The sequence below is a fragment of the Streptomyces diversicolor genome (genome assembly GCF_057537855.1).
Genome location: NZ_BAAJXA010000003.1, coordinates 309,762 through 333,682 on the forward strand (window position 1 = coordinate 309,762; position 23,921 = coordinate 333,682).

Genomic DNA, 23,921 nt, shown 5'->3' on the forward strand with positions numbered 1-23,921 from the left:
GGCTGAGACCCATGTCGTACGACGTCGAGAAGCCGGACGAGCAGTGGCGTGCGGAGCTGAACCCGGCCGAGTACGCGGTGCTGCGCCAGGCCGCCACCGAGCCGGCGTTCACCGGTGAGTACACGGACACCAAGACCACCGGCGTCTACTCCTGCCGCGCCTGCGGCGCCGAACTGTTCACCTCGGACACCAAGTTCGAGTCCCACTGCGGCTGGCCGTCCTTCTACGATCCGAAGGACTCCGACGCGGTGGAGCTGGTCGAGGACCGCTCCCACGGGATGGTCCGCACCGAGGTGCGCTGCGCCCGCTGCGGGTCCCATCTGGGCCATGTCTTCGAGGGCGAGGGCTACCCGACCCCGACGGACCAGCGGTACTGCATCAACTCGATCTCCCTGCGCCTCGCCCCCGCCGGGAGCTGACCGCGACCAGCTGAGCGCTTGCACCACGTAATACGTGTCATACAACAGCACGCGGAGCGGTCGGGCATGGATGTCTCGGCGTACCTGGTGCATGCCGCGACGCGGCAGATGGCTGAGAGCGATGCCATAGAAGAACAGTTCGCCGGGGTGGATGCGCTGATCGCTCGGGCGGAGCAGGAAGCGGTCGACCTGCCCGAAGGGCCCGCCGCGGTGTCGGTGGAGCTGACGGAGCAGGAGCGCCGTGAGGTCGACGAGGCCCTCGGGCTCGTTCACGGCCGGGACCGGTAGGGCCGGCGGCCGGGGCATGCCGCGTGAGCGTTCGCGTGCCGGTGTATGACACCGGCATGCTCATCGCGCTCGCCGATCGCAAGGCGAAGGCGATGGCGCTCCATGAAGGGCTGCGGGCGGCCCCGCACCGAGCGCTCGTGCGCGCTCAAGGACTGCACCGTCCCTCAGGCCCGTACGTCCGAACCGCCGATGCGGGAGACGAGGGCGGGCCGTCCGGAGTGTCTGGCCTGTGCCACGGGCCCGGACCTGGCCGACTGGCGGCGCATCGACACCGCGCTGGGGCAGGCGGCCCTCCCGGCGAAGAAGCGGCCGGACGCGGTCGACGCCTGGGCGGCCCTCGCCGCGGTCCGGCACGGCAGCGCGGTCATCTTCACCAGTGACCCGGAGGACATCCGCGCGTACCTGGCGGTGTTGGCTCCGCCGGACGTGCATGTGGTGACCGTCTGACGACGTCTCTCCGCTAGGTCGGCAGGCGTCGGCTCGATCTCATTGCGGCTCGCCCCGCCGGGAGTTGACGTCCGTGGGGCCGGGGCGGGCGCGGTGCGGGGCGCGGGGGTGCGTAGGCTGGCGCGGTGATCAGGGTGCCGGAGGGGTTCGCGCGGAGCACCGTCGAGCGGGAGGGGCAGCCAGGGGCGGCGTGGCTCGACCGGCTGCCGGGGATCGTGGAGGAGCTGACGGGCGCCTGGGGGTGTGTGCCGGACGGCGAGGTCATGCACGGGGGCGTGGGTGTCATCGTCCCGGTGCGACGGGCCGCCGGAGCCGCCGTGCTGAAGGTGTCGTTCCCGCACCCGGGCAATGTCCATGAGCCCGACGCGTTCGCGGCGTGGGCCGGGCGCGGCGCGGTCCTGCTGCACGAGCGCGACGACGAACGGTTCGCCATGCTGCTGGAGCGGGCCCGGCCGGCGACCCTAGCGGAGGTCGGGGACGGCGACGAGCTGGTGGCGGTCGCCGGGCGGCTCGGCCGCCGGCTGGCCGTGGCGGCGCCGCCCGGCCTGCCCCGGCTGTGCGAGCAGGCCGACGCCTGGGAGGAAGGGCTGTTCCGGGACGCCGCTCAGCCGGCCCACGGGCTGTCGCGCCGGGCGCTGGACGCCGCCGTGGCGACCGTGCGGGAGATGGGCCGGGTCCAGCCGGACACCCTCGTCCACGGCGATCTGCACGCCCGGAACATCCTGCGCGCGGACCGCGAGCCATGGCTGGCCGTCGACCCCAAGGGGTACGTCGGGGACCCCGCCTACGACGCCGGCACCCTGCTGAAGTCCCGCGCTCCGGCGCTCCTCACGGTGGACGACCTGAGCAGGTCCGTCCACCGCATCCTGGACGTCTTCGCCGAAGCAGCGGAACTCGACCGTGAACGCGTCCGGCGCTGGTGCCAGTTCCACGCCGTCCAGGCCGCGTTCTGGGGCCGCCGGCACGGCTACCGCATAGCCCGCACCGGACCGCGACTGGATGCGCTCACCCGATGCGTCGAGCACCTGGCCGAGTTGCTCACCGAACGCGTGTAGAGCGATCCGGCCACGGTCCGGTCACGACCCGGCGGCGGGCCGTCGCCTGGCAAAGTACTGAAACAGTCGCGGTCTAAACTCTTCACGCAACGGCCTGCGCACCGACGACCGTGGCCGGAAGTGGGCAGTATCTGCCAAACCCGAAGGGTATTCGGCGTTTTGATACGGATAGATTCAGTCACCAAGCGGTACCCGGACGGCACCGTGGCGGTCGACCGGCTGTCACTGGAGATACCGGACCGCTCGATCACCGTGTTCGTCGGGCCCTCCGGCTGCGGCAAGACGACGACGCTGCGGATGATCAACCGAATGGTGGACCCCTCCGAGGGACGCATCCTCCTCGACGGCGTCGACATCCAGGCGCAGCCCGTCAACACGCTGCGCCGGTCCATGGGGTACGTCATCCAGAACGCCGGCCTCTTCCAGCACCGCACCATCGTCGACAACATCGCCACGGTGCCCCGGCTGCTCGGCTGGAGCAAGCAGCGGGCCCGGGCGCGGGCCGCGGAACTGATGGCGCGGGTGGGGCTTGACGCCTCGCTCGCCAAGCGGTACCCCTACCAGCTGTCCGGCGGACAGCAGCAGCGCGTCGGCGTCGCCAGGGCGCTCGCCGCCGACCCGCCGGTGCTGCTGATGGACGAGCCCTTCTCGGCCGTCGACCCCGTGGTGCGCAAGGGCTTGCAGGACGAACTCCTGCGCATCCAGGAGGAACTGGGCAAGACCATCGTCTTCGTCACCCACGACATCGACGAGGCCATCAAGCTGGGCACGATGGTCGCCGTGATGCGCACCGGCGGCCACCTGGCCCAGTTCGCCCCGCCCGCCGAGCTGCTGACCGCCCCCGCGGACGCCTTCGTGGAGGACTTCCTCGGCGCCGACCGTGGCATCCGCCGGCTGTCGTTCTTCCCGTCGGACGAGCTGGAACTGCGCACCACCCCGGTCGTGGCGATCGACGCCGACGCCGGGCAGATCGCCGCGCGCGCCGCCGACGACGCGCCGTACCTCCTCGTCACCGACCTCGACGGGAAGCCGCTCGGCTGGAGCGCGCCCGGCGACCTCACCGCCGGGAAGATCGACCGGGAGCATCTGCTGTCGTACGGGCGGCCGTTCGTGCCCGGCACCGACTCGCTGCGCGCCGCACTCGACGGCGCCGTGCTCTCGCCGACCGGCTGGGCCGTCGGCGTGGACGCCACCGGCCGGGTCGTCGGCGTCGTCTCGCAGCAGGTCATCGGCGAGGCGATCCGCTCCGCGCACGCCATGGGCCGCAGCACGGCGAAGGCCGGCCGATGAACGGGTTCTTCGACATCCCGAGCGACCTCCAGCACAGCTACTTCGGCCTGGTCGGGCTGCATCTGCGGGAGGCGCTGCTGCCGGTGCTCGCCGGACTGCTCGTCGCGCTGCCGATCGCCCAGCTCTGTGTGCGCTTCCGCCGCCTCTACCCGCCCGTGCTGGGCGCGACGACCGTGCTGTACGCGATCCCGTCGCTCGCCTTCTTCGTGGTCCTCATCGACTACACCGGCCAGAGCGAGACCACCGTGATGATCCCGCTGGCCGTCTACAGCCTCGTGGTGTTCGTCCCGGCGATCGTGGACGGGGTCCGCTCGGTGTCGCAGGAGACCCTTGACGCGGCCACCGCCATGGGGCTCGGGCCGGTGCGCCGCTACCTCCAGGTGCAGTTGCCGATCGCCGTGCCCGCGATCATCGCCGGCCTGCGGGTGGCCACCGTGTCCAGCATCTCCCTGGTCAGCGTCGGCATGCTGATCGGCAACCAGGGAGGGCTCGGCAATCTGCTCTACGCCGGCATGATCTACCACCGGCCGCGCCTGGTCTGGCTGTCCGTCGTCGGTACGGCCGTCCTCGCCGTCCTCGTGGACGCCGTGCTGGTCGCCGTCCGCCGGCTCCTGACGCCGTGGACGCCGCGCGACACCGGCAGGACCCGCACCGGCGGGGCCGGCCCGCGGACCACGCGGATCACCACCCGGCCCAAACCGGCCGCGGTCACCCTGGAGGATGCTGTCCGGTGAACGTACTCCACTTCATCAACGCCTTCTTCAGCGACGGCGCCCGCTGGCACGGCTACGACGGCATCCCCACGCGGGTCCTTGAGCACGTCCAGTACTCGCTGCTGGCCCTCGCCGTCGCGGCCGCCATCGGTCTGCCGCTCGGGATGCTGACCGGGCACACCGGACGCGGCGGCAACGTCCTCGCGTTCATCGCCACGGCCGCCCGCGCGCTGCCCAGCTTCGGCCTGCTGGTGCTGATGTTCGTGCTGCTCGGCTTCGGCCTGCTCCCGGTGATGATCCCGCTGGTGGTGCTCGCCATCCCGCCGATCCTGGTGACCACGTACGAGGCGGTGCGCTCCGTCGACCCGTCCCCGGTGGACGCCGCCCGCGGCATGGGCATGGCGGAGTCACGGATTCTGCTGCGGGTCGAACTGCCCGTCGCGCTCCCGCTGATCCTCAGCGGGCTGCGCTCGGCGGCCATCCAGATCGTCTCCACGGCCACCATCGCCGCCTACGTCAGCTTCGGCGGCGTCGGCCGCTACATCATCGACGGCCTCTACCAGTACAACTACGAGAAGGTCGCGGGCGGCGCCGCGCTGGTGGCCGTGATGGCCCTGGCGACACTCGCGGTGTTCTGGGCGGTGGCCCGGATCGCGGTGTCGCCCGGCGTGCGCAGGAGCGGCTGACGGTCAGCGCTCGGTGCGGGCCAGCGCCAGCTCCAGTACGACGAGCAGCGCGTCCCGCACCGAGCCGCGCTCCCGGGCGTCGAAGACCACCAGCGGGACGCCGTCGGCGACGTCCAGCGCCCAGCGGACCTCGTCCAGGGTGTGCTCCACCGTGCCGTCGAAGGCGTTGACGGCCACGGCGAACGGGATCCCCTTGTGCTCGAAGTAGTCGACGGCCGCGTAGCAGTCGTCGAGGCGCCGGGTGTCGACGATGACGAGCCCGCCGACCGCGCCCTCCACGATGTCGTCCCACATGAACCCGAACCGGTCCTGCCCGGGTGTGCCGAACAGATACAGCTTGAGCGTCGGGTCGATGGTGATGCAGCCGAAGTCCATCGCCACCGTGGTCGTGGTCTTGCGCGGGGTGTGCGTGAGGTCGTCGACGCCCGCCGCGACCTCGGTGATGGCGGCCTCGGTGGTCAGCGGCTCGATCTCGGAGATCGCGCCGACGGTCGTGGTCTTGCCCACGCCGAAACCGCCCGCGATGACCATCTTCACCGGCAGGGGCGGTCGTACGGCGGTGTGCGCGGCAGAGCCGTGGACCAGTGGTTCAGTCGGTGTCACGGAGTACCCCTCGGGAGTCGGGGATGGCTCGCAGGCCATCGATAACCCTGCGCAGGACGGATGCGTCGTGGGTGGTGTCGAAGTCGGGCACGTACACCGTCAACTGCCCGGCCGCGCGCAGGTCGTCGGCCAGCACACGGACCACGTTGAGGTGCAGCCGCAGCCGGGCCGCGAGTTCGGCCAGCGACTGCGGCAGCCGGCAGGCGGCGACGATGTCGTGCCGCTCGAAGGAAAGCCCGTCGAGCGCGTCCAGACCCGCGACGGTGGCCACCACCTGGGTCTCGACGGGCATCGTCCGGCCGGAGTCGCTGTCCGCGACCCGGCCGGCGGTGACCAGGAACGGCCGCACGGCGGGGGCCGGACCGACCGGGTCGGGGCCCGGGGGCGGGGAGCCGTCCGCCATGGGTTCCTACGCTTCCTCTCTCGGTCTCGGCGGGCGGGCCGCCGGTCAGCGGGCCGACGCGACGCCGACGCTGTTCTTCAGTTCGAGCACCAGCTGCGGGCTGAGCGCGGCCCCGGCGCGGTTGGCGAACAGGGTCATCTCGTAGGCGATGTTGCCCAGCTTGGCCTCCTTGTCGGCGACCACGCCGAGGACGGCGCCGCTGCCGATCGCGGAGACGATGACATGGCCGCCCTCCAGGTCGATGATGACCTTGTTGAGGCCGCCCAGACCGTAGTTGCCTGAGGCGCCCGCGGCCAGGCTGGTGATGCCGGAGACGATCGCGGCCAGCCGCTCGGAGTGGGCGCGCTCGCGCAGCTCCGACACGGCGATGAGCAGGCCGTCCGACGACACGGCGATCGCGTCGACCACGCCTGCGGTCTCGGTCGCGAAGCGGTTCAGCAGCCAGGTGAAGTCGGCCGCGGCGGCCTGCAGGTCGGTCGGCGTGGTGCCGCCCGTCGGGGTGTCACCTGTCGACGTGCTCACTGCTCGGCTCCTTCCGGATGGTGGTTCTGGTCATGCGGCTGGTCCCCGCGCGCCGCCCCGGTTCCGGGGCGCGCGAGACTGCCGGTGTCGCTGTCGAGCCGGGCCCGCGCCACCGCGGCCTCGAACTCCTCAAGGGCGTCGCGCTCGGCCTGTGCGTCCCGGGGACGCACCGCCTGCGGTACGGACTGCTGGGCGCCCGCGGTCGTACGGAGCGTGGCCCCGCGGACCCGCCGGCGCAGCGGGCGGGCGCCCGTGGCGGCGTCGTCCGCGCGGGCGGCGGACGGCGGCATCTCGGTGCGGGCCCGCGGGATCAGCGGCGGCCGGTCTCCGGGGGCCGCGGCCTTGTCGTGGGCCGCGGGGGTGCCATGGGTCACGGCGGCATTCTCCACGGTCGCCGGGTCGGTGCCGTCGGCGCCCTGCGGCGCCTCGCGCCGGGGCAGCCGACGGGGGAGCGGGCCCTGCGGCTCGGCGGAGCCGCCGAGGCCGTGCGCGTCGGCCCGGTCCGAACGCGCGGACGACGGGACCGGGAGGGCGCCGGCGGCGGCGGACGGGCGCGGTGCCTCGGCGGGCAGGACCGTGGCCGGGTGCGGGCCCGTGCGCACGGGCGCGTCCGCCGCGGCACCGGCCGGGCGCTCGGCGCGGCCGGCACCGCCGGCCGACACCGGGCTCATGGTGAGCAGCAGCGCGGCCGGCAGCGACACCTCGGCCGTGACACCGCCGCCCGGGGTCCGGGTCAGCTCGACCCCGATCTCCCAGCGGCGGGCGAGCGTGCCCACCACGAACAGGCCGAGCACCTTCGTCGGCACGAGGTCGAGGCGTTCGCGGCGGATCAGCCGGGCGTTCTCCTCGGCGAGGCGTTCGGCGCTCATGCCGAGGCCGTGGTCGGTGATGACGACATGCGCGCCCTCGGCGCCGCAGCGGACGGTCACCTCGACGGGGCTGCCCTCCGGCGAGAACGACACCGCGTTCTCCAGGAGTTCGGCCACCATGAGGGTGAGGTCGCCGATGATGTCGGGCTCGACCATGGCGTCCGACGCGGTGTACAGCCGTACCCGTTGATAGCCCTCGATCTGGCCGAGCGCGGCCCGCACCACGTTGGTGAGGGGCGTCGGCCCGGAGTCCAGCACCGTTTCGCGGATGCCGGCCAGCAGCATCAGGCTGTCGGCGTTGCGGCGCAGACGCACCGCGATGTGGTCGATGGAGTAGAGGCGTTCGAGCACGGCCGGGTCGGTCTCGCCGCGCTCCACCGCGTCGATCAACGCCAGCTGACGGGTGGTCAGGTTGCTGACCCGGCGGCCGACGTTGCCGAACATCTCGGCGGTATTGCGGCGGCTGAGCACCTGCCGCTCCAGCAGCGCGGCGGCGGTCGTCTGCACATGGTTGAATGCCTCGGCCAGGTCGCCGATCTCGTCGCGCGCGGTGACCGGCATGTCCCGCAGCCGGGGCGGACGGTCGTCCTCGGTGTCGTCGTCGGCCACCCGGGCCAGCTCCCGGCCGGCCACCTCGGCCACCTCCTGTGCCGCTCCGGTCAGCGCCTGCACCGGGCGGATCACCGAGCGGCGGACCAGCACGGCGAGGGCGAGCCAGAGGGCGAAGCCGACCAGCGCTCCGCCGAGCAGCAGTCCGGCGCGCCACTGGGCGGAACGGGAGGCGTCGTCGGCCCGCTCGGCGATCTGGCCGATCAGCGAGGTGGTGATCTTCAGCCGGGCGGCGGCCTGCTCCGGGTAGTCGGGGTAGGAGTTCAGCGCGTCCTTGACGGCCTGCCGGATCTGCTCCTGGCTGCCCGCCTCCAGCCTGCTGGTGTCGATCTGCAGTTCGGCGAAGGACTCGGCGATGGCGCGCTGCGCGGGTGTGTGCTCCACCCCGGCCAGCTGCTCCGCCTGCGCCTCGGTGGCGAACCGGCCGAAGCGGTCGGCCTGGTGGTTGTACAGGTCGTAGGAGCCGACCGCGTTCGTGAACTCGATCAGCGCGTTGGTGTCCCCGGTGGTCGCCGAGAACACGCTGGTCTCGAAGGCGCCGTGGGCGGCGTCCGCGCGCAGCAGCGAGTCCAGCAGGTTGCCGGTGAAGGTGGAGGCGAGCGAGGAGTTGCGGTCCAGGCCGAGCCCGTCGATGAGGTTCTGGGCGGTGTTGGCGTACGCCGGGTCGATGTTGTCGGCCGGCAGATAGGCCGCCTCGACCGAGTCGCGCAGGCTGGACAGGCCCTCGACCTCCCGCAGGGCCTGCGCCTCGCTGTCCGGCAGCCGGTCGCCGAAGGTGTCGAGGACCTTCTGCACCTGGCTGTCCACGGCCTTCTGGGCGGCCCGGTAGGCGGCGGGGGAGGGCTTGCTGAACCCGGACTCGTAGCGCACCGACAGCAGGATCGCCTGCTGGTGCTCGGCCTCCACCCGGTCCACAAGGCGGGCGACCTGCGCGCTGTCCCGCACGAGCTGCGCTGCAGAACCCGCCGTGTTCGACTGCTGGACCAGATCCGTGATCAGGTACGACAGAAGCGCTGCGACCACGGCGAGGGGCACGCCGACGAGCAGATTGAGTTTGCGCCTGAACGGCCAGCGGTCGGCGTAGCCCCTGATGCCGCTCCGCGTCGGCGGGGCGTGCCGGGCGGGCGCGTCCACCTCGTTCGTGGACACCGGTCCTCCTTCGTGGGGGGTGTCTCCGCGGGGCGTGACCGCCTCGCTGTGCGGGGCCTCGTCGCCCCGGTGGTGGGGCGTCCTCGCCCCCGGAACTGTTGCGCAACGACGCCGAAGCGGAACCCGTGCACCGCTGTGCCCGCCATCAACTGCGGTGAGACTACAGCTTCCTCGAAGGACTGATCAGCTCGGCTTTCATCAAGAATCCGTTACAAACAGAACCCTCCTCATACACAACTGGCCACGGATCGAAGCCAATCGGTGACCCGGTGGCACTTGACTGGGCGAGAACGGGCTGGATTGGATCAGTGGCGAGCTGTTCCAGAGTTGTTCACCGACCCCACCACCCACTGAACCCGGAACGGGAACCGTGACTTCCAACACCCACACCAGCAGGTTCATCCGGAGACACCGAAGCGCGGCAGCCGTCGCGCTCGCCGCCGCAACGGCCCTGCTGGCGGGCTGTTCCTCCTCCTCCGACGACACGTCCGACGACCCGCTCAAGAGCGACAAGAAGGCGAGCGGCGACACCGTCGTCGTCGGCTCCAACAACTTCGCCGAGAGCATCCTGATAGCCGACATCTACGGCGAGGCCCTGAAGGCCAAGGGGATCAAGGTCACCTACAAGCCCAACATCGGCAGCCGCGAAACGACGTACGGCCTGCTCAAGAACGGTTCGATCTCCGTTCTGCCCGAGTACAACGGCGCTCTGCTCGCCTACCTCGACTCGAAGGCCACCCCGAAGTCCGTCGAGGAGACCACGGCCGCCATCGAGGCCAAGCTCGACTCCAAGCTGACCCTGCTGGAGCCGGCCGAGGCCCAGGACAAGGACTCCGTCACGCTCAACGCGGCCACCGCGAAGAAGTACCAGCTGACCGACAAGTCGTCCATCGCCGACCTCAAGGGCATCGCGAAGGACCTGGTCATCGGCGGCTCCCCGGAGTTCCAGACCCGGCACCAGGGCCTTGAGGGACTGAAGTCCGTCTACGGCGTGGAGTTCAAGTCGTTCAAGGCGCTCGACGCGGGCGGCCCGCTCACCCAGGCCGCGCTGAAGAAGGACACCGTCCAGGCCGCCGACATCTTCACCACGGACCCGACCATCTCCAAGGAGAAGTTCGTCGTCCTCCAGGACACGGAGAACCTGTTCGGGTTCGCCAACGTCCAGCCGCTGGTCTACAAGGGCTCGCTCTCCCAGGAGGGCACCGACACGCTCAACGCGGTGTCGGCCAAGCTGGACACGGCGACCCTGCTGGACCTGGACACCCAGGTGCAGCTGGAGAACAAGGACCCGCTGGACGTCGCCAAGTCCTGGCTGAAGTCCGCCGGTCTCGACTGACGTCCGCACCGTGGACGCGAGCACGAACGGCACGACGCGGGTGTCCCCGGACACCGGGGACACCCGCGTCGTCCTGGACGGCCACGGCCTGGACCTGCCCGGACTCGTCCGGCTCGCCGACTCCGTCGCCGTCCCCTTCGTCCCCCGAGCGGCACTCGACCGGGCGCACCGCGCCTGGCACACCGTGCGCCGCCTGGCCGCGAAGGGCCGGCTCTACGGCCGGGGCACCGGCGTGGGCGCGAACCGCTCCGTCCCCGTCCCGGCGGGCGACGAGACCGAGCACGGCCTGCGACTGCTGCGCAGCCACGCGGGCGGCGCCGGACCGCTGCTGCCCGCCCGGCAGGTCCGCGCGATGCTCACGGTCCGCGCCAACCAGCTCCTGGCCGGCGGCTCCGGCATCCACCCCTGCGTCATCACCGCCCTCACCGAGGCCCTGCGTCTCGGCGTCCACCCGGCGGTCAACGCCTACGGCGGCGTCGGCACGGGTGACCTGGCGGCCCTGGCCCAGACGGGCCTCACCCTCATCGGCGAACGCCCCTGGCTGACCGCCACCGCGGACACGGCCCGGACACCGGCCGCGGACGGCCACACCGCCCGGCCGCCCGCGACCGGCGCGGACACCGCGCCCACCGGGCTGCCCGCGCCCGTCACGCTGCGCCCCGGCGACGCGCTCGCACTGCTCAGCAGCAACGCCCTCGCGCTCGGCCAGGCCGCGCTCGCCGGGCACGCCGTGGACGTCCTGCTGCGGGCCACCCACGCCGTCGCCGCGCTCTCCCTCGCCGCCGTCGGCGGGTCACCGGAGGCGTACGCCGCCCCGGTGCACGCCCTGCGCCCCTACCCGGGCCCGGCCCGCGCCGCCGCCGAGGTACGCCGACTGCTGGAGCTGCCCGACCGGCCGGTCACCGCCGGGCGGCGCGTCCAGGACCCGTACGGCTTCCGCGCCTTCCCGCAGGTGCACGGCGCCGCCCTGGACGCCTTCGACGCGCTGCGCCGGATCGTCGAGGTGGAGGTCAACACCCCCACGGAGAACCCGGTGCTGGCGGCGGACGGCCATGCCTACCACCACGGTGGCTTCTTCGCCGCCCCGCTGGGCCTCGCCCTGGACGGCCTCGACCTCGCCCTGTTGCAGACGGCCCAGCTGTCGGTCGCCCGGCTGTCCGCGCTCGTCCGCGGCGACCTGACCGGACTGCCCGACTTCCTCGCCACCGGCCCGGCCGGCAGCTCCGGTGTGATGATCCTGGAGTACACCGCCAACTCGGCGCTCGCGGAGCTGCGTTCGTGCGCCGCCCCCGCCTCCGCCGGGCACGCCGTCCTCTCCCACGGCCTGGAGGAGGCCGCCAGCTTCGCCGGCCAGGCAGCCCGGCAGACCCAGCGGGCCGCCGACGCGTACGCCACCGTCCTCGCCTGCGAACTGGTCACCGCCGTACGGGCGCTGCGCCTGCACCCGGCGGCCCCGCCGGTGCCCGCCCTCGCCCTGGCCGCGTCCGTGCTCCCACCGGACACCGAGGACCGCCCCCTGACCGGCGACATCACCACGGCAACCGAACTGCTCCCCTTCCTGTCAGACCTCTGACCCCACCGACAGAACCAGCCCGCACCTTCCCCGTACCGCCCCGCCGCCCCGACTCGCTCACCCCGCCGGGGGCTCGCGCGGGGGGACGGGCGGGCCCCGCCCAGGGGTCGGTTCGGGGGCGGGGCACCAAGGGGAGGGTCAGAGGTCGAACTCGTGCGGGGGGAGGTCCAGGGTGAAGCATGCCTCTCGGACCACCGCCTGCTCCGTCTTGTCGAAGTCGCCGTCGGCGCCGCCGATGACGATGCCGATCTGGATCACCGCGCGGGCCTCGGCGGGCTTCTTCTTCGCCTTGGCGATCTCCTGGAGCACGCTGACCTTGCCGAAGTCGAAGTCGGCGGTCAGCTTGTTCAGGTTCTCCTCGAAACGGCGCCGCAGGTCGTCCGCGGGGAAGTTCTGCAGCACCTCGTTGGTGGCGATCAACTGGGCCACACGCTGGCGCTCGGCCGGGTCGATGGTCCCGTCTGCGGCGGCGACGAGCGCGCACATCGCCATGCTCGCGTCACGGAAGGCACCGCTCTTCAGGTCGTTCTTCTTCGCCACGAGCTGGGTCTGCATCGTCGATGCGGACTCCTTGATGCGGTCCCACAGGGCCATGCGAACTCCTTGAATACACAGTCGAATGCCTCTACAGCACCGTAGAAACTCTCGGCGGTCCCGTTAAGTTCCGCGGGGCCCGCCCTCCGGTTCCGCCACCGCCCGAGCGCACCGCCGCCCTACCGCCGCGGCGCGCTCGGGGCCGCCAGTCCGTCGCTCAGCAGCCGGTTGTCGACCTCGTCCAGGGCCAGCCGCAGCCCGCCGAGGGCCACGCTCTCGTCGCCGAGGGTGGAGGTGCGCAGCTCCGGAAGGCGCAGGCAGTGCTTGGTGAGTTCGCGGCGCAGGGGCTCAAGGACCACGTCGGCGGACCGGGAGAACCCGCCGCCGTAGACGACGACCTGGGGATCGAGCGCGAGGACGAGCGCGGCGACGCCGACCGCGAGGTCGCGGGTGTAGCGGCGGACGGCCGCCCTCGCCTCCCGGTCGCCGTCCCGGGCCGCCTGGAACACCCACGCCGCCGCCTCGCCCGGCGCGGCCGTCGCGGGCACACCGGGGCACGACTCCAGATGACCGGGGGCGGCCAGCCAGCGCACGGCCTTCAGCGCGCCGATCTCGCCCGCGGCGCCGCCGTGGCCGCGGCGCAGGGTGCCGTCGAGGATCAGCCCGGCGCCGGTGCGCAGTCCGGCGAGCAGGAAGACGATGTCGTCGGCGTCCTGCGCGACCCCCTTCCAGCGTTCGGCCACGGCGGCCAGCTTGCAGTCGTTCTCGACCTGGATCGGGCAGGAGAAGCGGGCAGCGAGGTGCGCGGCCGGGTCGGTGGTGTGCCATCCGGGCAGCGGGGTGAACAGGGTGGTGCGGCCGGTGGCGTCGACCGGTCCTGTCACCCCGACCGTCACCGCCCAGATGTCGGCCGGCGTCATGCCGGCGCCGCGCAGCGCCTCGTCGATGACGCGGTCGACCGCCGCGAGCCGTGCCCCGGGGGCCGCCTCGGGGTCGGCCGGGCGGCGCACGGTCCGCACGAGGTTGCCCTCCAGATCGCTCAGCATGACGAGGATCTTGTGCACGCCGATGTCGATGCCGAGCACATGGCCGGCGTCGGCCCGGAACCGGAAGCGGCGGGCGGGGCGCCCCACCACGCTGCTGGGCCCGGGCTCCTCGACCGCGGCCCAGCCGTCGGCGACCAGCGCCTGCACCAGGACGTCCACGGCGGGCCTGGACAGCCCGGCCCGGCCCGCCAGTTCGGTGACCGTGGAGGGCGGGTTGCCGCGCAACGCCCACAGGATGGACAGCTGGTTCATCTCGCGCATCCGGGACAGGTCTGTTCCGGTCGTCGCCATGCTGGTGCTCCCTGTAGGGGTTCCGGTGCCCGCCGCTGGATAATGCTGAGCAGTTTACTAATTCCCGGCGGTGGCCGTGCCCGCGCAGCTCACGCGATCGGGTACCGCTGTTCCCGCTCCGGAGCGACCGCGGGTGTGAAGTCGACCTCCCGTCCGTCGAGCGCGAACCGGTAGCGGCCGAGCCTGCGCACCCGCGGGCGCGCCGACAGATACGCCGTCATCGCCTCCAGTTCGTCGGAGTGCAGCCATCCCGGCGGATCGGAGACCGCACGGAACCCGCAGACGTCCGCGAGGTCGCGCAGCCACCGCTGCTGCTGTTCGGTCAGCAGGTTGAGGCGGCTGCGGAAGTACACGACGTCCGGGTCGACCTCCAGCAGGGGCGCCTGCCACAGCCGGTGCAGGGTGTTGACGACGGCGTTGCGGGCCAGGGCGTCGGAGGGGTCCCGGGTGGCGTAGTGCTCCCACAGCGGTGCGACGTCGGGCCCGCTGCGGATGCCGTCGAGCAGTCCAAGGGAGGGCAGCAGCGGTGCGCCGCTGCCCAGCAGATAGGCGTCCGGGCCCGCCTCCTCCCGGATGATCCGCAGTCCGAGCCGGTATGCCTCCTCGCGCCCGGTGTCCGCGAACGGCGCGCCGGCCGCCGCGCCGGCCCCGATGAAGTCGGCCTTGAGGTAGGTGAACCCCCATTGCCGGCTCACCCGGTGGATCGTCTCGCGCAGATGGTCCTGCGCTGCGGGCCGGGTGAGGTCGAGCGCCCAGTAGCCGGTGCCCCAGTTGTGCCCGGCGACCACCGGTTCGCCGTGGTCGTCGCGCAGCAGCAGCTCCGGCCGCTCCCGGGCGGTGCGCGATCCGGGAAGCACGATGAACGGGGCGATCCACAGCCCGGGCCGCAGCCCCGCGTCCGTGATCCGGTCGGCCAGCGCGCGCATCCCGGAGGGGAACTTGGCGTTGGGCTCCCAGTCGCCCACGGCCCGCTCCCAGCCGTCGTCGACCTGGACGACGTCGAAGGGCAGTCCGCGCAGGGCGGTGATGTCCTTGGTGAGCTGCTCCTCGGTGATGTTCTCGTAGTACGCGTACCAGCTGCACCACACGTTGCCCGCCCGCTTGCGGCTGTGCCCCAGACGGTCGGCGAGCTGCCGGGCGTAGCCGGCGAAGACCTCCGCCTCTTCGCCGTACGCGAGGAACCAGGGGGCCCCGTCGCGTTCGTACCATCCGGCGAGCGTGTCCTCGTCCGCCGTCAGACGCGGTACGTCGAGGCCGAGCGCGCCGAGCAGCAGCACCCGCCCGTCGGCTCCCTGGAGTGCGGCGACGGCGGAGGAGTGGTGGCGGGCGGGGTCGTCCCACACGGTGTCGTCGGCGGTCAGGCGGCGCGTGGCGCTCTCGATGCGCAGCGGGTCCGCGGAGAGCCGGCGCCAGCCGCACGGGCTCCAGGAGTTGTGCCCGTGGCGGTAGAAGAGCGCGTCGCCGAGCCCGTGCAGCACGGCCGCCCGGCCGGCCGGCAGCAGCAGGCCGCCCTCGACGGGCCGCGGCGGGGCGTCGCCTTCGAGCTCGACGGCGAAGGTGCGCGCGCCGAGGTCTACGAGCTGGGCCATGGATCTCCTTGCGTTTCGATGGGTGGGGTGCTGACTCGCGTGCCGCGGCGGCTACTTGAAGAGGCCGTTGACCTTGTCGTTCGCCGCCTTCAGGGCCGCCTGCGGCTGCGCCCTGCCGAGGATCACGGACTGGATGGCGTCCTGGACGATGGTGCTGATCTCGGTGCCGTGCTCGGTGACGGGCAGCGCGAAGGTGCCGTCGGATGCGGCCGCGGCGTCGGTGAAGACGTGCACGTCGTCGCCCTTGGCCCGGTGTGCGGCGAGCGCCTTCCGGGTGGCGCTCTTCAGCGCGGGGAAGACCACGGCCCGCTCGGCGACGAGGTTCTGGCAGCCGGGGGAGGCGAGGAACTTGACCCACTGCCAGGACTGTTCCTTGTGCCTGGTCCCGGCCCAGATGGCGTCCGACAGTCCGTTGATGGCGCTCTTGCGCCCCATCGGGCCCTTGGGCAGCGGCGCGAAGGCGAACTTGTGCGGCCCCTTGGGGTCGGTGAAGGTGGAGATGGTCCAGGACCCGGCGACCATGAGGGCGCCCTTGCCCGCGGTGAGGAGTTCGGAGTTGGCGACCGTCGACTGCTTGTCCAGGCGGGGCGCGTAGCCCTTGTCGATCAGGTGCTTGAACCAGCCGATGGTCTCGGCGAGTCTGGGGTCGTCGTACCGGTAGTGCGTGCCCCAGGGATTCTTGTCGAGGTACTGGAAGCCGTTGGCGACGGCGAGGTCGCCCCAGCCGTTCTGGCCCTGGGACCCGTCGGCCCACTCGGGCAGGAACCCGTAGGTCTTCACGTGGTTCTTGTCGAATCCGGCGTCGAGACCGTTGCGGCCCTCGGTGTCGACGGTGGCCTTGGCTATCACCCGCTCCAGGGTGCCGCCGTCGTCGGGGTTCCAGGTCAGGTCGTTCAGCTCGGCGGCGTCCACGCCCTGCTGGTCGAGCAGGGCGGTGTTGTAGACGAGCGCCATGGTGTCCCAGTCCTTCGGCAGCCCGTAGCGCTTGCCGTCCTTGACCCAGGTCCCGGCGAGGCCGGGCTGGTAGGCGTTCAGGTCCACCTTGTCCCGCGTCACGTACGGCTGGAGGTCCAGGAGCTGGTTGCTGGTGGCGAACTGCGGATAGTAGGAGCCCTGGTCGGTCCATACGTCCGGGGCGTCGCCCGAGGTCAGCTGGGTGGTGAGGTTCTGCCAGTACTGGGCCCAGGCGGTCTGTGTGATCTTGACGGTGATGTCGGGGTGGGCCTTGTGGAAGGCGTCGGCGCACTCCTGGTAGGCGGGCAGCTGCCGGTCGTCCCACAGCCAGTAGTCGAGGGTGGTCCTGCCGTCGGCCGTGTCGTCGGAACCGCCGCAGGAGACCAGGGTGGCGGTCGCGGCAAGACACAGCAGGGCCGCGCCGGTGCGCACGCGTCGGGAACTCATCGTGAGAGACCTCTTCGGCTCGTTCTGGTTGGTCGGTTGAGGGGGAGTCACTTGATGCCGGTGAAGTTGAGTGACTCGACCAGGCGGCGGCCGAGTACGAGCAGCAGCACGAGCACGGGCAGCACCGACAGCGCCGACCCGGCCATCAACCCGGTCCAGTCGGGCTGGGTGTTGGGCGACTGCTGCTGGAAGATGCCGAGGGCGACGGTGAGTACGCGGGTCTGCTCCTCGCGGCCCGTCAGCAGCGGCCACAGATAGTCCTTCCAGGCCCACACGGTGGTGGTGAGCCCGATGGTGATGAGCGGGCCGCGGCTCATGGGCAGCACCACCCGCCAGAAGATCCCCCAGGCGCCGACGCCGTCGAGCACGGCCGCCTCCTCCACCTCGCGCGGGACCGACAGGAAGAACTGCCGCAGGAAGAAGACCGCGAACGGCGTCATCAGCACGCTCGGCGCGACCATGCCGGCGAAGGCGTTCAGCCAGCCGAGGTTCTTCACCAGGACGAAGTTGGGCAGCACCGTGAAGATCGGCGGCACCATGAGCGCGCCGATCAGGACGCCGAAGACGGCGTCCCGGCCGGGAAAGCGCAGCCGGGCGAAGGCATAGCCGGCCATCGCGCAGAACAGCGTCTGCAGCACGGCGATCAGCCCACTGTAGACGACGGAGTTGAGCAGGTAGCGCAGGAAGTCCACGTGCGCGCCGGAACCGCCGGCGGCCCGCGCCTCCTCCTGGCTGGTCAGGCCCAGCACCCGCAGAAAATTGATCATTGTGGGGTGGTGCGGGACGAGCGCGGTGGAGTCGGAGTAGATGTCGGCCGCCGGGGTCAGGGCGGTGCGGATCATCCAGTAGAACGGGAAGACGGTCACGATCAGTGCGAGGGCGAGCACGGTCCACGCGGCGATCCGGCCGGGTGAGACCCTGGTGCGGCTGCGGGTCATGGTCGGTGCCTCCTCAGGCCAGGTCCGAGCGGGACGCACGCAACAGGCGCAGTTGCACCGCGGTCAGCACCCCGAGGAGCACCGCGAGCACCACGGCCACGGCGGAGGCGTAGCCCATGTGGAAGTCGGTGAAGGCCTGTTCGTAGATGTAGAAGTAGATGACCCGGGTGGCGCTGACCGGCCCGCCCTTGGTGGTCACCGCGATCGTGTCGAAGATCTGGAACGAGCCGATCAGCGACACCACCAGCACCAGGGCGAGGACCGGGCGCAGCAGGGGCAGGGTGATCCTGGTGAACATGCGCCACTCGCCGGCGCCGTCCAGGGCCGCGCTCTCGTACAGGTGCTGCGGGATCTGCAGCATCCCGGCGTACAGCAGCAGCGCCGTGTAGCCGGTGTACGCCCAGGTGTTGACCGCGGCGACGGTCGGCATGGCCCAGTCGGGCGAGGTGAAGAAGCCGGTGGAGCCCAGGCCGAGCGCGTTCAGCACATGGTTGACGAAGCCGAGGTTGGCGTCCAGCAGCCACATCCACAGCAGGCCGACGGTGACGTTGGGCACGAGCCACGGCACCAGCAGCATCGCGCGCAGCGCCACCGACCGGGTCAGGCGGTGCATGAGCGTCGCCAGCAGCAGGCCGAGGACGGTCTGCGACGCGATGTTGACCACCACGTAGTAGCCGGTGACCTTCAGCGCGTTCCAGAACTGGTCGTCGCCGATCAGCTGCCGGTAGTTGTCCGCGCCGATGAAGCCGGGCGGGGCGAGCAGGTTGTAGTCGGTGAGCGAGTAGTAGACGCCGCGGGCGGTCGGATACGCGTAGAAGAGCGCGAAGCCGGCCAGCGCGGGCGCCAGGAACAGCCAGGCGGCCTTCCGGTCGTCGCGGCGCCGCCGGCGGGCCGGCCCGCCCGGAGCGGGGGCCCGGCCCGGCGGTGAACCGGCGCTCTCGTGCGGTGGCGCAACTGCGGTGTTCGCCCCCATGGTTCCCCTCCGAACGGATCTGCGCCGCACCTCTTGTCAGTGGGGCACCGTGGGCACATATTGATGAGCAACAGCGAAAGTTTGTCAACGCTGTCTCATAAAAAAGCGGGTTTTCCAGCACCGTGAGAGACAGCGGAGACAAGCCGACGGGGCCCGCCCGGGCCCGTGTTGTCGCAGGTCGGCCGGGAGTTGGCCGGGCCGGTCGGCCGGCCGGGACCGGTCGGCCGTCAACGCCCCCACCGTTTCCGGAGGTTGACACCGTGCGCTCCTTCGCACAGCGACGCGGCAGAGGACTGCTCGCCGCGCTCTGTTCCTCGGCCCTGGCCCTCGCCCTGGCGGCGCTGCCGGTCGCCACCCGGCCCGCAGCCGCAGCCGCACCGGCTCCCGGCCCCGCCGCCGCGCCCGTCACGTCCGCCGCGTCCGCTGCGTCCGCCGCGGCTCAGGGTGGGGTGCCCGAGCGCCCGGCACCCGGGCCCGACCCGGACCCCTCGCTCCCGGTCCACACCCTCACCCGCGCCGACGCCCCGCTGGACAACCCCCTCAAGGGCTTCGCCCGCTTCTACCAACCCGGAAGCGACCAGAACACGGGCTACCCACACTCCCTGACCTGGAGTTACTTCGGCCTGTCCGAGGTCATGAAGGACGCCTTCGACTGCGGGCACTACGACTGGTCGGCCCTGGACGGCGCGCTCGACGAGATCGCCTCGTACGGAAACCAGGCCGCCGTCCGCTTCTACCTGGAGTATCCCGGCGGCACCGGAAGCCATCCCGCCAACGCCGTCCCCCGGTGCTTCGACGGGCACGTCGCCTACCGCACCAACGCCTACTGGGGCACCACCAGCCCCGACTACGACAGCCCCTATCTGCTCGACGCGCTCAAGGACTTCATCGCCGCGTTCGGCGCCCGCTACGACGGCGATCCGCGCATCGGCTTCATCCACATGGGCCTGGTCGGGCTGTGGGGCGAGTGGCACACCTGGCCGTACGACACGGACACCTCGGGCGACTCCTACCCGAACTACATGCCGACCGACGCCCATGGCGCCGAGATCCTGCGCGCCTACGACAGCGCCTTCACCCACACCAAGACCGAGGTCCGCTACCCGGACGCGGCCGGCGGCGCCGCCGCCGGCCTGCCGTCCGTCGGCTTCCACGACGACTCCTTCTGCTTCCGCGAGGGCAGCCCCCTGGCGGGCGTCACCCTGCCGGCCTCGATGGGCGGGGCGTCGTACGCACAGCTGCAAAGAGCCCTCCAGCGCGGCGTCGAGAACCGGTGGACCACCGCCTCCATGGGCGGCGAGGTGCGGCCCGAGATCCAGTCGACGGCCTTCGCCCACTGGCCCGGCGGCTCGGGCGCCGTGGACGACATGAAGGCGTGCCTCGAACTGGAGCACACCACCTGGAAGATCAACGAAGGCAGCGCCGGCTACTCCGCCACCGATCCCGGCGTGGCCGCCGCGGTGCGGACCATGGGCTACGACCTCACCGTCGACCACGCCTACTTCCACGACACCGCGCGGGGCAGCACCACCGTCGGCGTGCGGATCACCAACAACGGCGTCGCCCCCTTCTACTACCCCTGGACGGTCAGCCTCGGGCTCAAGGACTCCGCCGGGAACGTCGTCAGGACCTGGGCCACGCCCTGGGACCTGCGCAAGGTCATGCCGGCGAAGATCCGCGCCTTCCCCGACTGGGCGGCGGGACCCGACCCCACCTACCTCGACTACGGCCACCCCCGGTACTTCGACGCGACCGTCGACCTGTCCGGACTCACCGCCGGCGACTACCACCTCGTCATGAAGGCGAAGAACCCCCTGGAGGACATCAACCCCGACGCCAAGAAGCTGCGCTTCGCCAACACCGGCCAGAACGGCGACGGCTGGCTACGGCTCGGCGCCATGACCGTCGGCTCGGACGGCACCACAGGACCGGTCAGCCACGAGGCGGAGGCCGACGGCAACACCCTCACCGGCACCGCCACGGTCGCCGACTGCGCCGGCTGCTCCGGCGGCGCCAAGGTCGGATACCTCGGCAACGGCGCCACCCTCACCTTCCACCACGTGGACGGCGGCGCCGGCGGCACCAGGACGATGACCATCGACTACGCCTCGGCGACCGCGCGCACCGCCACGATCCAGGTCAACGACGGCACACCACGCACCGTCGGCTTCCCGCCCACCGCCGACTGGTGGACACCCGGCTCGATCTCGCTGAGCGTCGACCTGGAACCCGGCACGGGCAACCGGATCACGCTGGCCCAACCCTCCGACTGGGCACCCGACATCGACCGGATCACGCTCCGCTGACCGCCGACGCGGTCGCGACCGGCCGGGACCCTCCCGGGCCGGCGCGGCAGCGGGCCGCCTCCCGTGCGTCACGGGAGGCGGCCCTTCGCGTCCCAGGCCCTTCGCGTCCCAGGCCACTTCGCATCCACGTGGCCCTTCGCGTCCAAGTCGGCGTGCGGCAAGGGAAGTTCGGTCGCATACCGGTCGACCGGCCGGAACCAGGGGGTGTTTTCCGGCCGTATCACCTCGGCGGCAAGGCCGTGCCGCCGCCCGCGGCCCGGTGTGTGCCGCACCGTTCGCGGGCGTGATGACCGCGAACGGTGCGGCCCAAGGGGCTGCTGAGCCGGTCGAGGCGCGAGTGCACCGACCGGCCCGCCCGTTTTCCGGCCCGCCGACGTGCCATTGAGAACAGACCGTCCGCCTCGTATCGTGGCGATCACCGGTGTGGCGTACGCCTGTCCGCCGGAGCCTCCGCAAACCGGGAGAGAACCGAGGGAGATCCGTGCTTCGACGCCGTCCGTTTGCGGAAGAGCCAGGGCCACCGGGCCCGCCCGCGCCACCGCTCCGCGCGCCGGGCACCCGGTCCGCACCCCGAACGACCGCTGGCGCACGGTGAGCTATCGTGTGCGGGGGGTAAGAAACAAACGGCACGTCCCGTTCTTTTCCCGGCCGTCAAGGAGTGTCCAGCAGATGGCGAGGCAGTTACGCGCCGAACAGACCCGCGCGACGATCATCACGGCGGCGGCCGACCTGTTCGACCGCCACGGCTACGAGTCCACCAGCCTGAGCGACATCGTCGCGCACGCCCGGGTCACCAAGGGGGCGCTGTACTTCCACTTCGCCGCCAAGGAGGACCTTGCGCACGCCATCATGGAACTCCAGTCCAGGGCCGCCCGGCAGGTACTGGCCGAGGTGGAGCGCCGCGGCTGCTCCTCGCTGGAATCCCTGATCCGCACCACGTTCGGCATGGCCCGGCTCGCCGTCGAGGGCCCCGTCCCCCGGGCCGGACTGCGGCTGGCCACCGCGGACATCGCCGTACGGCCGCCGCTCAGACACCCCTTCACCGAGTGGCTGGAGCTGGCCACCCGCAAACTCCTGGGCGCCGTCAAGGAATCCGACGTCCATCCGGACGTCGACGTGGAGGCCGCCGCCCACTCCCTGGTCTGTCTCTTCGTCGGCACCCGCGTCGCCGGCCGCCTGCTGGAACCCGCCGGGCGGCTGCCCCGCCGGATCGCCGAGATGTGGCACCTGCTCATCCGCGGCCTGGTGCCGGTGCCCCGCCGAGCCCGCTATCTGGCGCTCGCCACCCAGCTGGAGCGGGAGATCAGAACCGTCTGAACCGCGCGGTACGGTGACGGACATGCCCGACACCCCCGCCGCGCCCGTGATCCTCGGCAACGCGCCCGGCTCGTTCCCGCACAGCGTGCTCGCCGAACGGCACCCGGCGATCATCCGCCAGGTACGGCACGCCTTCCCGTACGGCCCCGAGCGGCACCGCGCGCTCGATGCACTGCTGGAGAACTGCGCCCACGGCGTGATCGAACCGCTCCCCGACGGCGCGGCCGACCGCGACCGGTGGCGGGACTGGGGCATGGCCGCGCAGACCGGCCGGTCCTGGTTCGATGTGCCGTGGCTGTGGTCCGAGAGCCACTTCTACCGCCGGCTCCTCGACGCCGTCGGCTACTTCGGCCCCGGCGCCTGGCAGGGCATCGACCCCTTCCGCCCCGTGAAACGCGCCGAACTCGACGCCGCCGAGACCGACGAGGAACTGGCCGCCCTGGACGCGCTGGAGGGCCGGCCGTACGACGAGCGGGCCCGGGCCCTGCTGCACGGCTCGCTCTGGGGCAACCGCGCCGACCTCGGCTTCCGCCTCTCGGCGGAGGGCAGCGCGGACCGGGCGGCGGTCCCCGCGCTCGTCCACGACGACAGCGACGCCCTGTGGGCCCGCCTCCCGCCCGCCGGGCCGGGCACGCTGTGCCTGGTCGCCGACAACGCGGGCCGCGAACTCGTCCCCGACCTGCTGCTGATCGCCCACCTGCTCGCCGAGGGCCGGGTCCGGTACGCGGTGCTGCACGTCAAGCCCTACCCGTACTACGTCTCCGACGCGACCACCGCCGACGTGGTGGACGCGCTGCGCCGGCTCGTCTCGGCGCCCGGCGCGGCGGCCCGGTACGGGCGGCTGCTGTGGGCGGCCATGGCCGAAGGACGCCTCGACGTGCGCGCGCACCCCTTCTCCTGCGCCCCGCTGCCGTACGCGGACATGCCCGACGACCTGCGCGCCGACTTCGCCGCGGCCGATCTGACGATCGTCAAGGGCGACCTCAACTACCGGCGTCTGGTGGGCGATCGGATGTGGCCGCCGACCACGCCCTTCCACGAGGTCACCGCGTACTGGCCGGGGCCCGTCGCCGCCCTGCGCACCCTGAAGTCCGACGTGGTCACCGGTCTCGGCGAGGACACCGAGGCCGAACTCGTCCGTGCCGAGGGAGAGCGGTGGCGTACCGCGGGCACGCATGCGCTGATTCAGGTCAGCGTGGCGTCATCCCACCGGTAGTCCTCGAAGCGACCTGAGCCCGCCGTGGTCTGGTCGTGCGGCGCGGCTACTGGGGTGCCGGGGTGTGTTGAGTGCCGGGTGCGGGTGGTTTGTGGTTGCTCGCGCCGTTCCCCGCGCCCCTTTGGGGCGCGTGATGTCGCTAGGTTTCGGTCGGCAGGCGCTACGAGCACCATGTTCACGTCTTTGATGGTGAGTTCGCGGAGGACGAGGCGGTCGCTGGAACGAGCGACCGGGTGCATGGCGCGGACTCTACTTCCGGGGCAGTACGGGTCGGCTCGCCAGGAAGGACTCGATCCCGCGCGGAGACCTCGGGCGACGACTGCCCTGCGCGCGGGACTGGCCATCAGC

22 protein-coding genes are annotated in these 23,921 nt (G+C 71.9%); 12 read left to right on the top strand and 10 right to left on the bottom strand.

Features of this window, described 5'->3' with window-relative positions:
• Positions 1-11 precede the first annotated feature (11 nt).
• The 7 genes from msrB (at position 12) to AC27LF_RS05080 (ending at position 4,898) form a co-directional block, all read left to right on the top strand.
• Positions 12-419, top strand: coding sequence for a peptide-methionine (R)-S-oxide reductase MsrB (gene msrB / locus AC27LF_RS05050; protein WP_479659699.1), 408 nt, complete (start codon positions 12-14; stop codon positions 417-419).
• 66 nt (positions 420-485) lie between these two features.
• Positions 486-707, top strand: coding sequence for a hypothetical protein (locus tag AC27LF_RS05055; protein ID WP_479659698.1), 222 nt, complete (start codon positions 486-488; stop codon positions 705-707).
• 102 nt (positions 708-809) lie between these two features.
• Positions 810-1,154 (top strand): hypothetical protein, encoded by a 345-nt coding sequence (locus AC27LF_RS05060; RefSeq protein ID WP_479659697.1) that lies wholly within the window; start codon positions 810-812, stop codon positions 1,152-1,154.
• Positions 1,155-1,279: 125 nt separating this feature from the next.
• Entirely contained in the window at positions 1,280-2,209 is a 930-nt protein-coding gene (locus AC27LF_RS05065; RefSeq protein WP_479659696.1) for an aminoglycoside phosphotransferase family protein, read from the top strand.
• Between the two features lie 159 nt (positions 2,210-2,368).
• A complete protein-coding gene (locus AC27LF_RS05070) occupies positions 2,369-3,499 on the top strand; it encodes an ABC transporter ATP-binding protein (protein ID WP_479659695.1) in 1,131 nt (376 codons plus the stop codon).
• On the top strand, positions 3,496-4,233 hold the full coding sequence (locus AC27LF_RS05075; protein ID WP_479659694.1) for an ABC transporter permease: 738 nt from the start codon (positions 3,496-3,498) through the stop codon (positions 4,231-4,233). The genes AC27LF_RS05070 and AC27LF_RS05075 overlap by 4 nt, the downstream gene beginning before the upstream one ends.
• Positions 4,230-4,898, top strand: a complete 669-nt coding sequence (locus tag AC27LF_RS05080) for an ABC transporter permease (RefSeq protein ID WP_404038047.1) — start codon at positions 4,230-4,232, stop codon at positions 4,896-4,898. The genes AC27LF_RS05075 and AC27LF_RS05080 overlap by 4 nt, the downstream gene beginning before the upstream one ends.
• Positions 4,899-4,901: 3 nt before the next feature.
• Here the strand turns inward: AC27LF_RS05080 and AC27LF_RS05085 are convergent, their stop codons facing one another.
• From AC27LF_RS05085 to AC27LF_RS05100, 4 genes are read right to left on the bottom strand one after another with little or no spacing between them, the layout of a single operon-like run.
• Entirely contained in the window at positions 4,902-5,501 is a 600-nt protein-coding gene (locus AC27LF_RS05085) for a GTP-binding protein (RefSeq protein WP_479659693.1), read from the bottom strand.
• Positions 5,488-5,904 carry a DUF742 domain-containing protein gene (locus tag AC27LF_RS05090; protein WP_479659692.1) on the bottom strand — a complete coding sequence of 139 codons (417 nt, stop codon included), beginning with the start codon at positions 5,902-5,904 and terminating at the stop codon, positions 5,488-5,490. Before AC27LF_RS05090 ends, AC27LF_RS05085 begins: the two co-directional genes overlap by 14 nt.
• A gap of 45 nt (positions 5,905-5,949) precedes the next feature.
• Positions 5,950-6,426: a roadblock/LC7 domain-containing protein gene (locus AC27LF_RS05095; protein WP_351727909.1), complete on the bottom strand. Its 477-nt coding sequence runs from the start codon at positions 6,424-6,426 to the stop codon at positions 5,950-5,952.
• On the bottom strand, positions 6,423-9,053 hold the full coding sequence (locus AC27LF_RS05100; RefSeq protein ID WP_479659691.1) for a sensor histidine kinase: 2,631 nt from the start codon (positions 9,051-9,053) through the stop codon (positions 6,423-6,425). Before AC27LF_RS05100 ends, AC27LF_RS05095 begins: the two co-directional genes overlap by 4 nt.
• Before the next feature lie 370 nt (positions 9,054-9,423).
• Here AC27LF_RS05100 and AC27LF_RS05105 point away from each other — a divergent pair, with 370 nt between their 5' ends.
• Positions 9,424-10,389, top strand: a complete 966-nt coding sequence (locus AC27LF_RS05105; protein ID WP_479659690.1) for an ABC transporter substrate-binding protein — start codon at positions 9,424-9,426, stop codon at positions 10,387-10,389.
• 10 nt (positions 10,390-10,399) lie between these two features.
• Positions 10,400-11,962, top strand: coding sequence for an aromatic amino acid ammonia-lyase (locus tag AC27LF_RS05110; RefSeq protein WP_479659689.1), 1,563 nt, complete (start codon positions 10,400-10,402; stop codon positions 11,960-11,962).
• A 138-nt stretch (positions 11,963-12,100) separates the two neighbouring features.
• Here the strand turns inward: AC27LF_RS05110 and AC27LF_RS05115 are convergent, their stop codons facing one another.
• From AC27LF_RS05115 to AC27LF_RS05140, 6 genes are all read right to left on the bottom strand, one after another.
• Positions 12,101-12,556 carry a tellurite resistance TerB family protein gene (locus AC27LF_RS05115; protein ID WP_121892260.1) on the bottom strand — a complete coding sequence of 152 codons (456 nt, stop codon included), beginning with the start codon at positions 12,554-12,556 and terminating at the stop codon, positions 12,101-12,103.
• Between the two features lie 119 nt (positions 12,557-12,675).
• On the bottom strand, positions 12,676-13,833 hold the full coding sequence (locus AC27LF_RS05120; RefSeq protein ID WP_479659688.1) for an ROK family transcriptional regulator: 1,158 nt from the start codon (positions 13,831-13,833) through the stop codon (positions 12,676-12,678).
• 89 nt (positions 13,834-13,922) lie between these two features.
• Positions 13,923-15,422 carry a glycoside hydrolase family 36 protein gene (locus AC27LF_RS05125; RefSeq protein WP_479659687.1) on the bottom strand — a complete coding sequence of 500 codons (1,500 nt, stop codon included), beginning with the start codon at positions 15,420-15,422 and terminating at the stop codon, positions 13,923-13,925.
• A 51-nt stretch (positions 15,423-15,473) separates the two neighbouring features.
• The gene (locus tag AC27LF_RS05130) at positions 15,474-16,823 is read right to left on the bottom strand and encodes an ABC transporter substrate-binding protein (protein WP_479659686.1); all 1,350 of its coding nucleotides are present in this window, start codon (positions 16,821-16,823) and stop codon (positions 15,474-15,476) included.
• A gap of 47 nt (positions 16,824-16,870) precedes the next feature.
• A complete protein-coding gene (locus tag AC27LF_RS05135; RefSeq protein ID WP_479659685.1) occupies positions 16,871-17,761 on the bottom strand; it encodes a carbohydrate ABC transporter permease in 891 nt (296 codons plus the stop codon).
• Positions 17,762-17,774: 13 nt separating this feature from the next.
• The gene (locus AC27LF_RS05140) at positions 17,775-18,734 is read right to left on the bottom strand and encodes a carbohydrate ABC transporter permease (RefSeq protein ID WP_479659684.1); all 960 of its coding nucleotides are present in this window, start codon (positions 18,732-18,734) and stop codon (positions 17,775-17,777) included.
• 260 nt (positions 18,735-18,994) lie between these two features.
• Between AC27LF_RS05140 and AC27LF_RS05145 the strand changes: the two genes are divergently transcribed.
• From AC27LF_RS05145 to AC27LF_RS05155, 3 genes are all read left to right on the top strand, one after another.
• The gene (locus tag AC27LF_RS05145; protein WP_479659683.1) at positions 18,995-21,040 is read left to right on the top strand and encodes a DUF4832 domain-containing protein; all 2,046 of its coding nucleotides are present in this window, start codon (positions 18,995-18,997) and stop codon (positions 21,038-21,040) included.
• A 669-nt stretch (positions 21,041-21,709) separates the two neighbouring features.
• The gene (locus AC27LF_RS05150; RefSeq protein ID WP_479659682.1) at positions 21,710-22,357 is read left to right on the top strand and encodes a ScbR family autoregulator-binding transcription factor; all 648 of its coding nucleotides are present in this window, start codon (positions 21,710-21,712) and stop codon (positions 22,355-22,357) included.
• 22 nt (positions 22,358-22,379) lie between these two features.
• The gene (locus AC27LF_RS05155) at positions 22,380-23,573 is read left to right on the top strand and encodes a damage-control phosphatase ARMT1 family protein (RefSeq protein ID WP_479659681.1); all 1,194 of its coding nucleotides are present in this window, start codon (positions 22,380-22,382) and stop codon (positions 23,571-23,573) included.
• Positions 23,574-23,921: the final 348 nt, after the last annotated feature.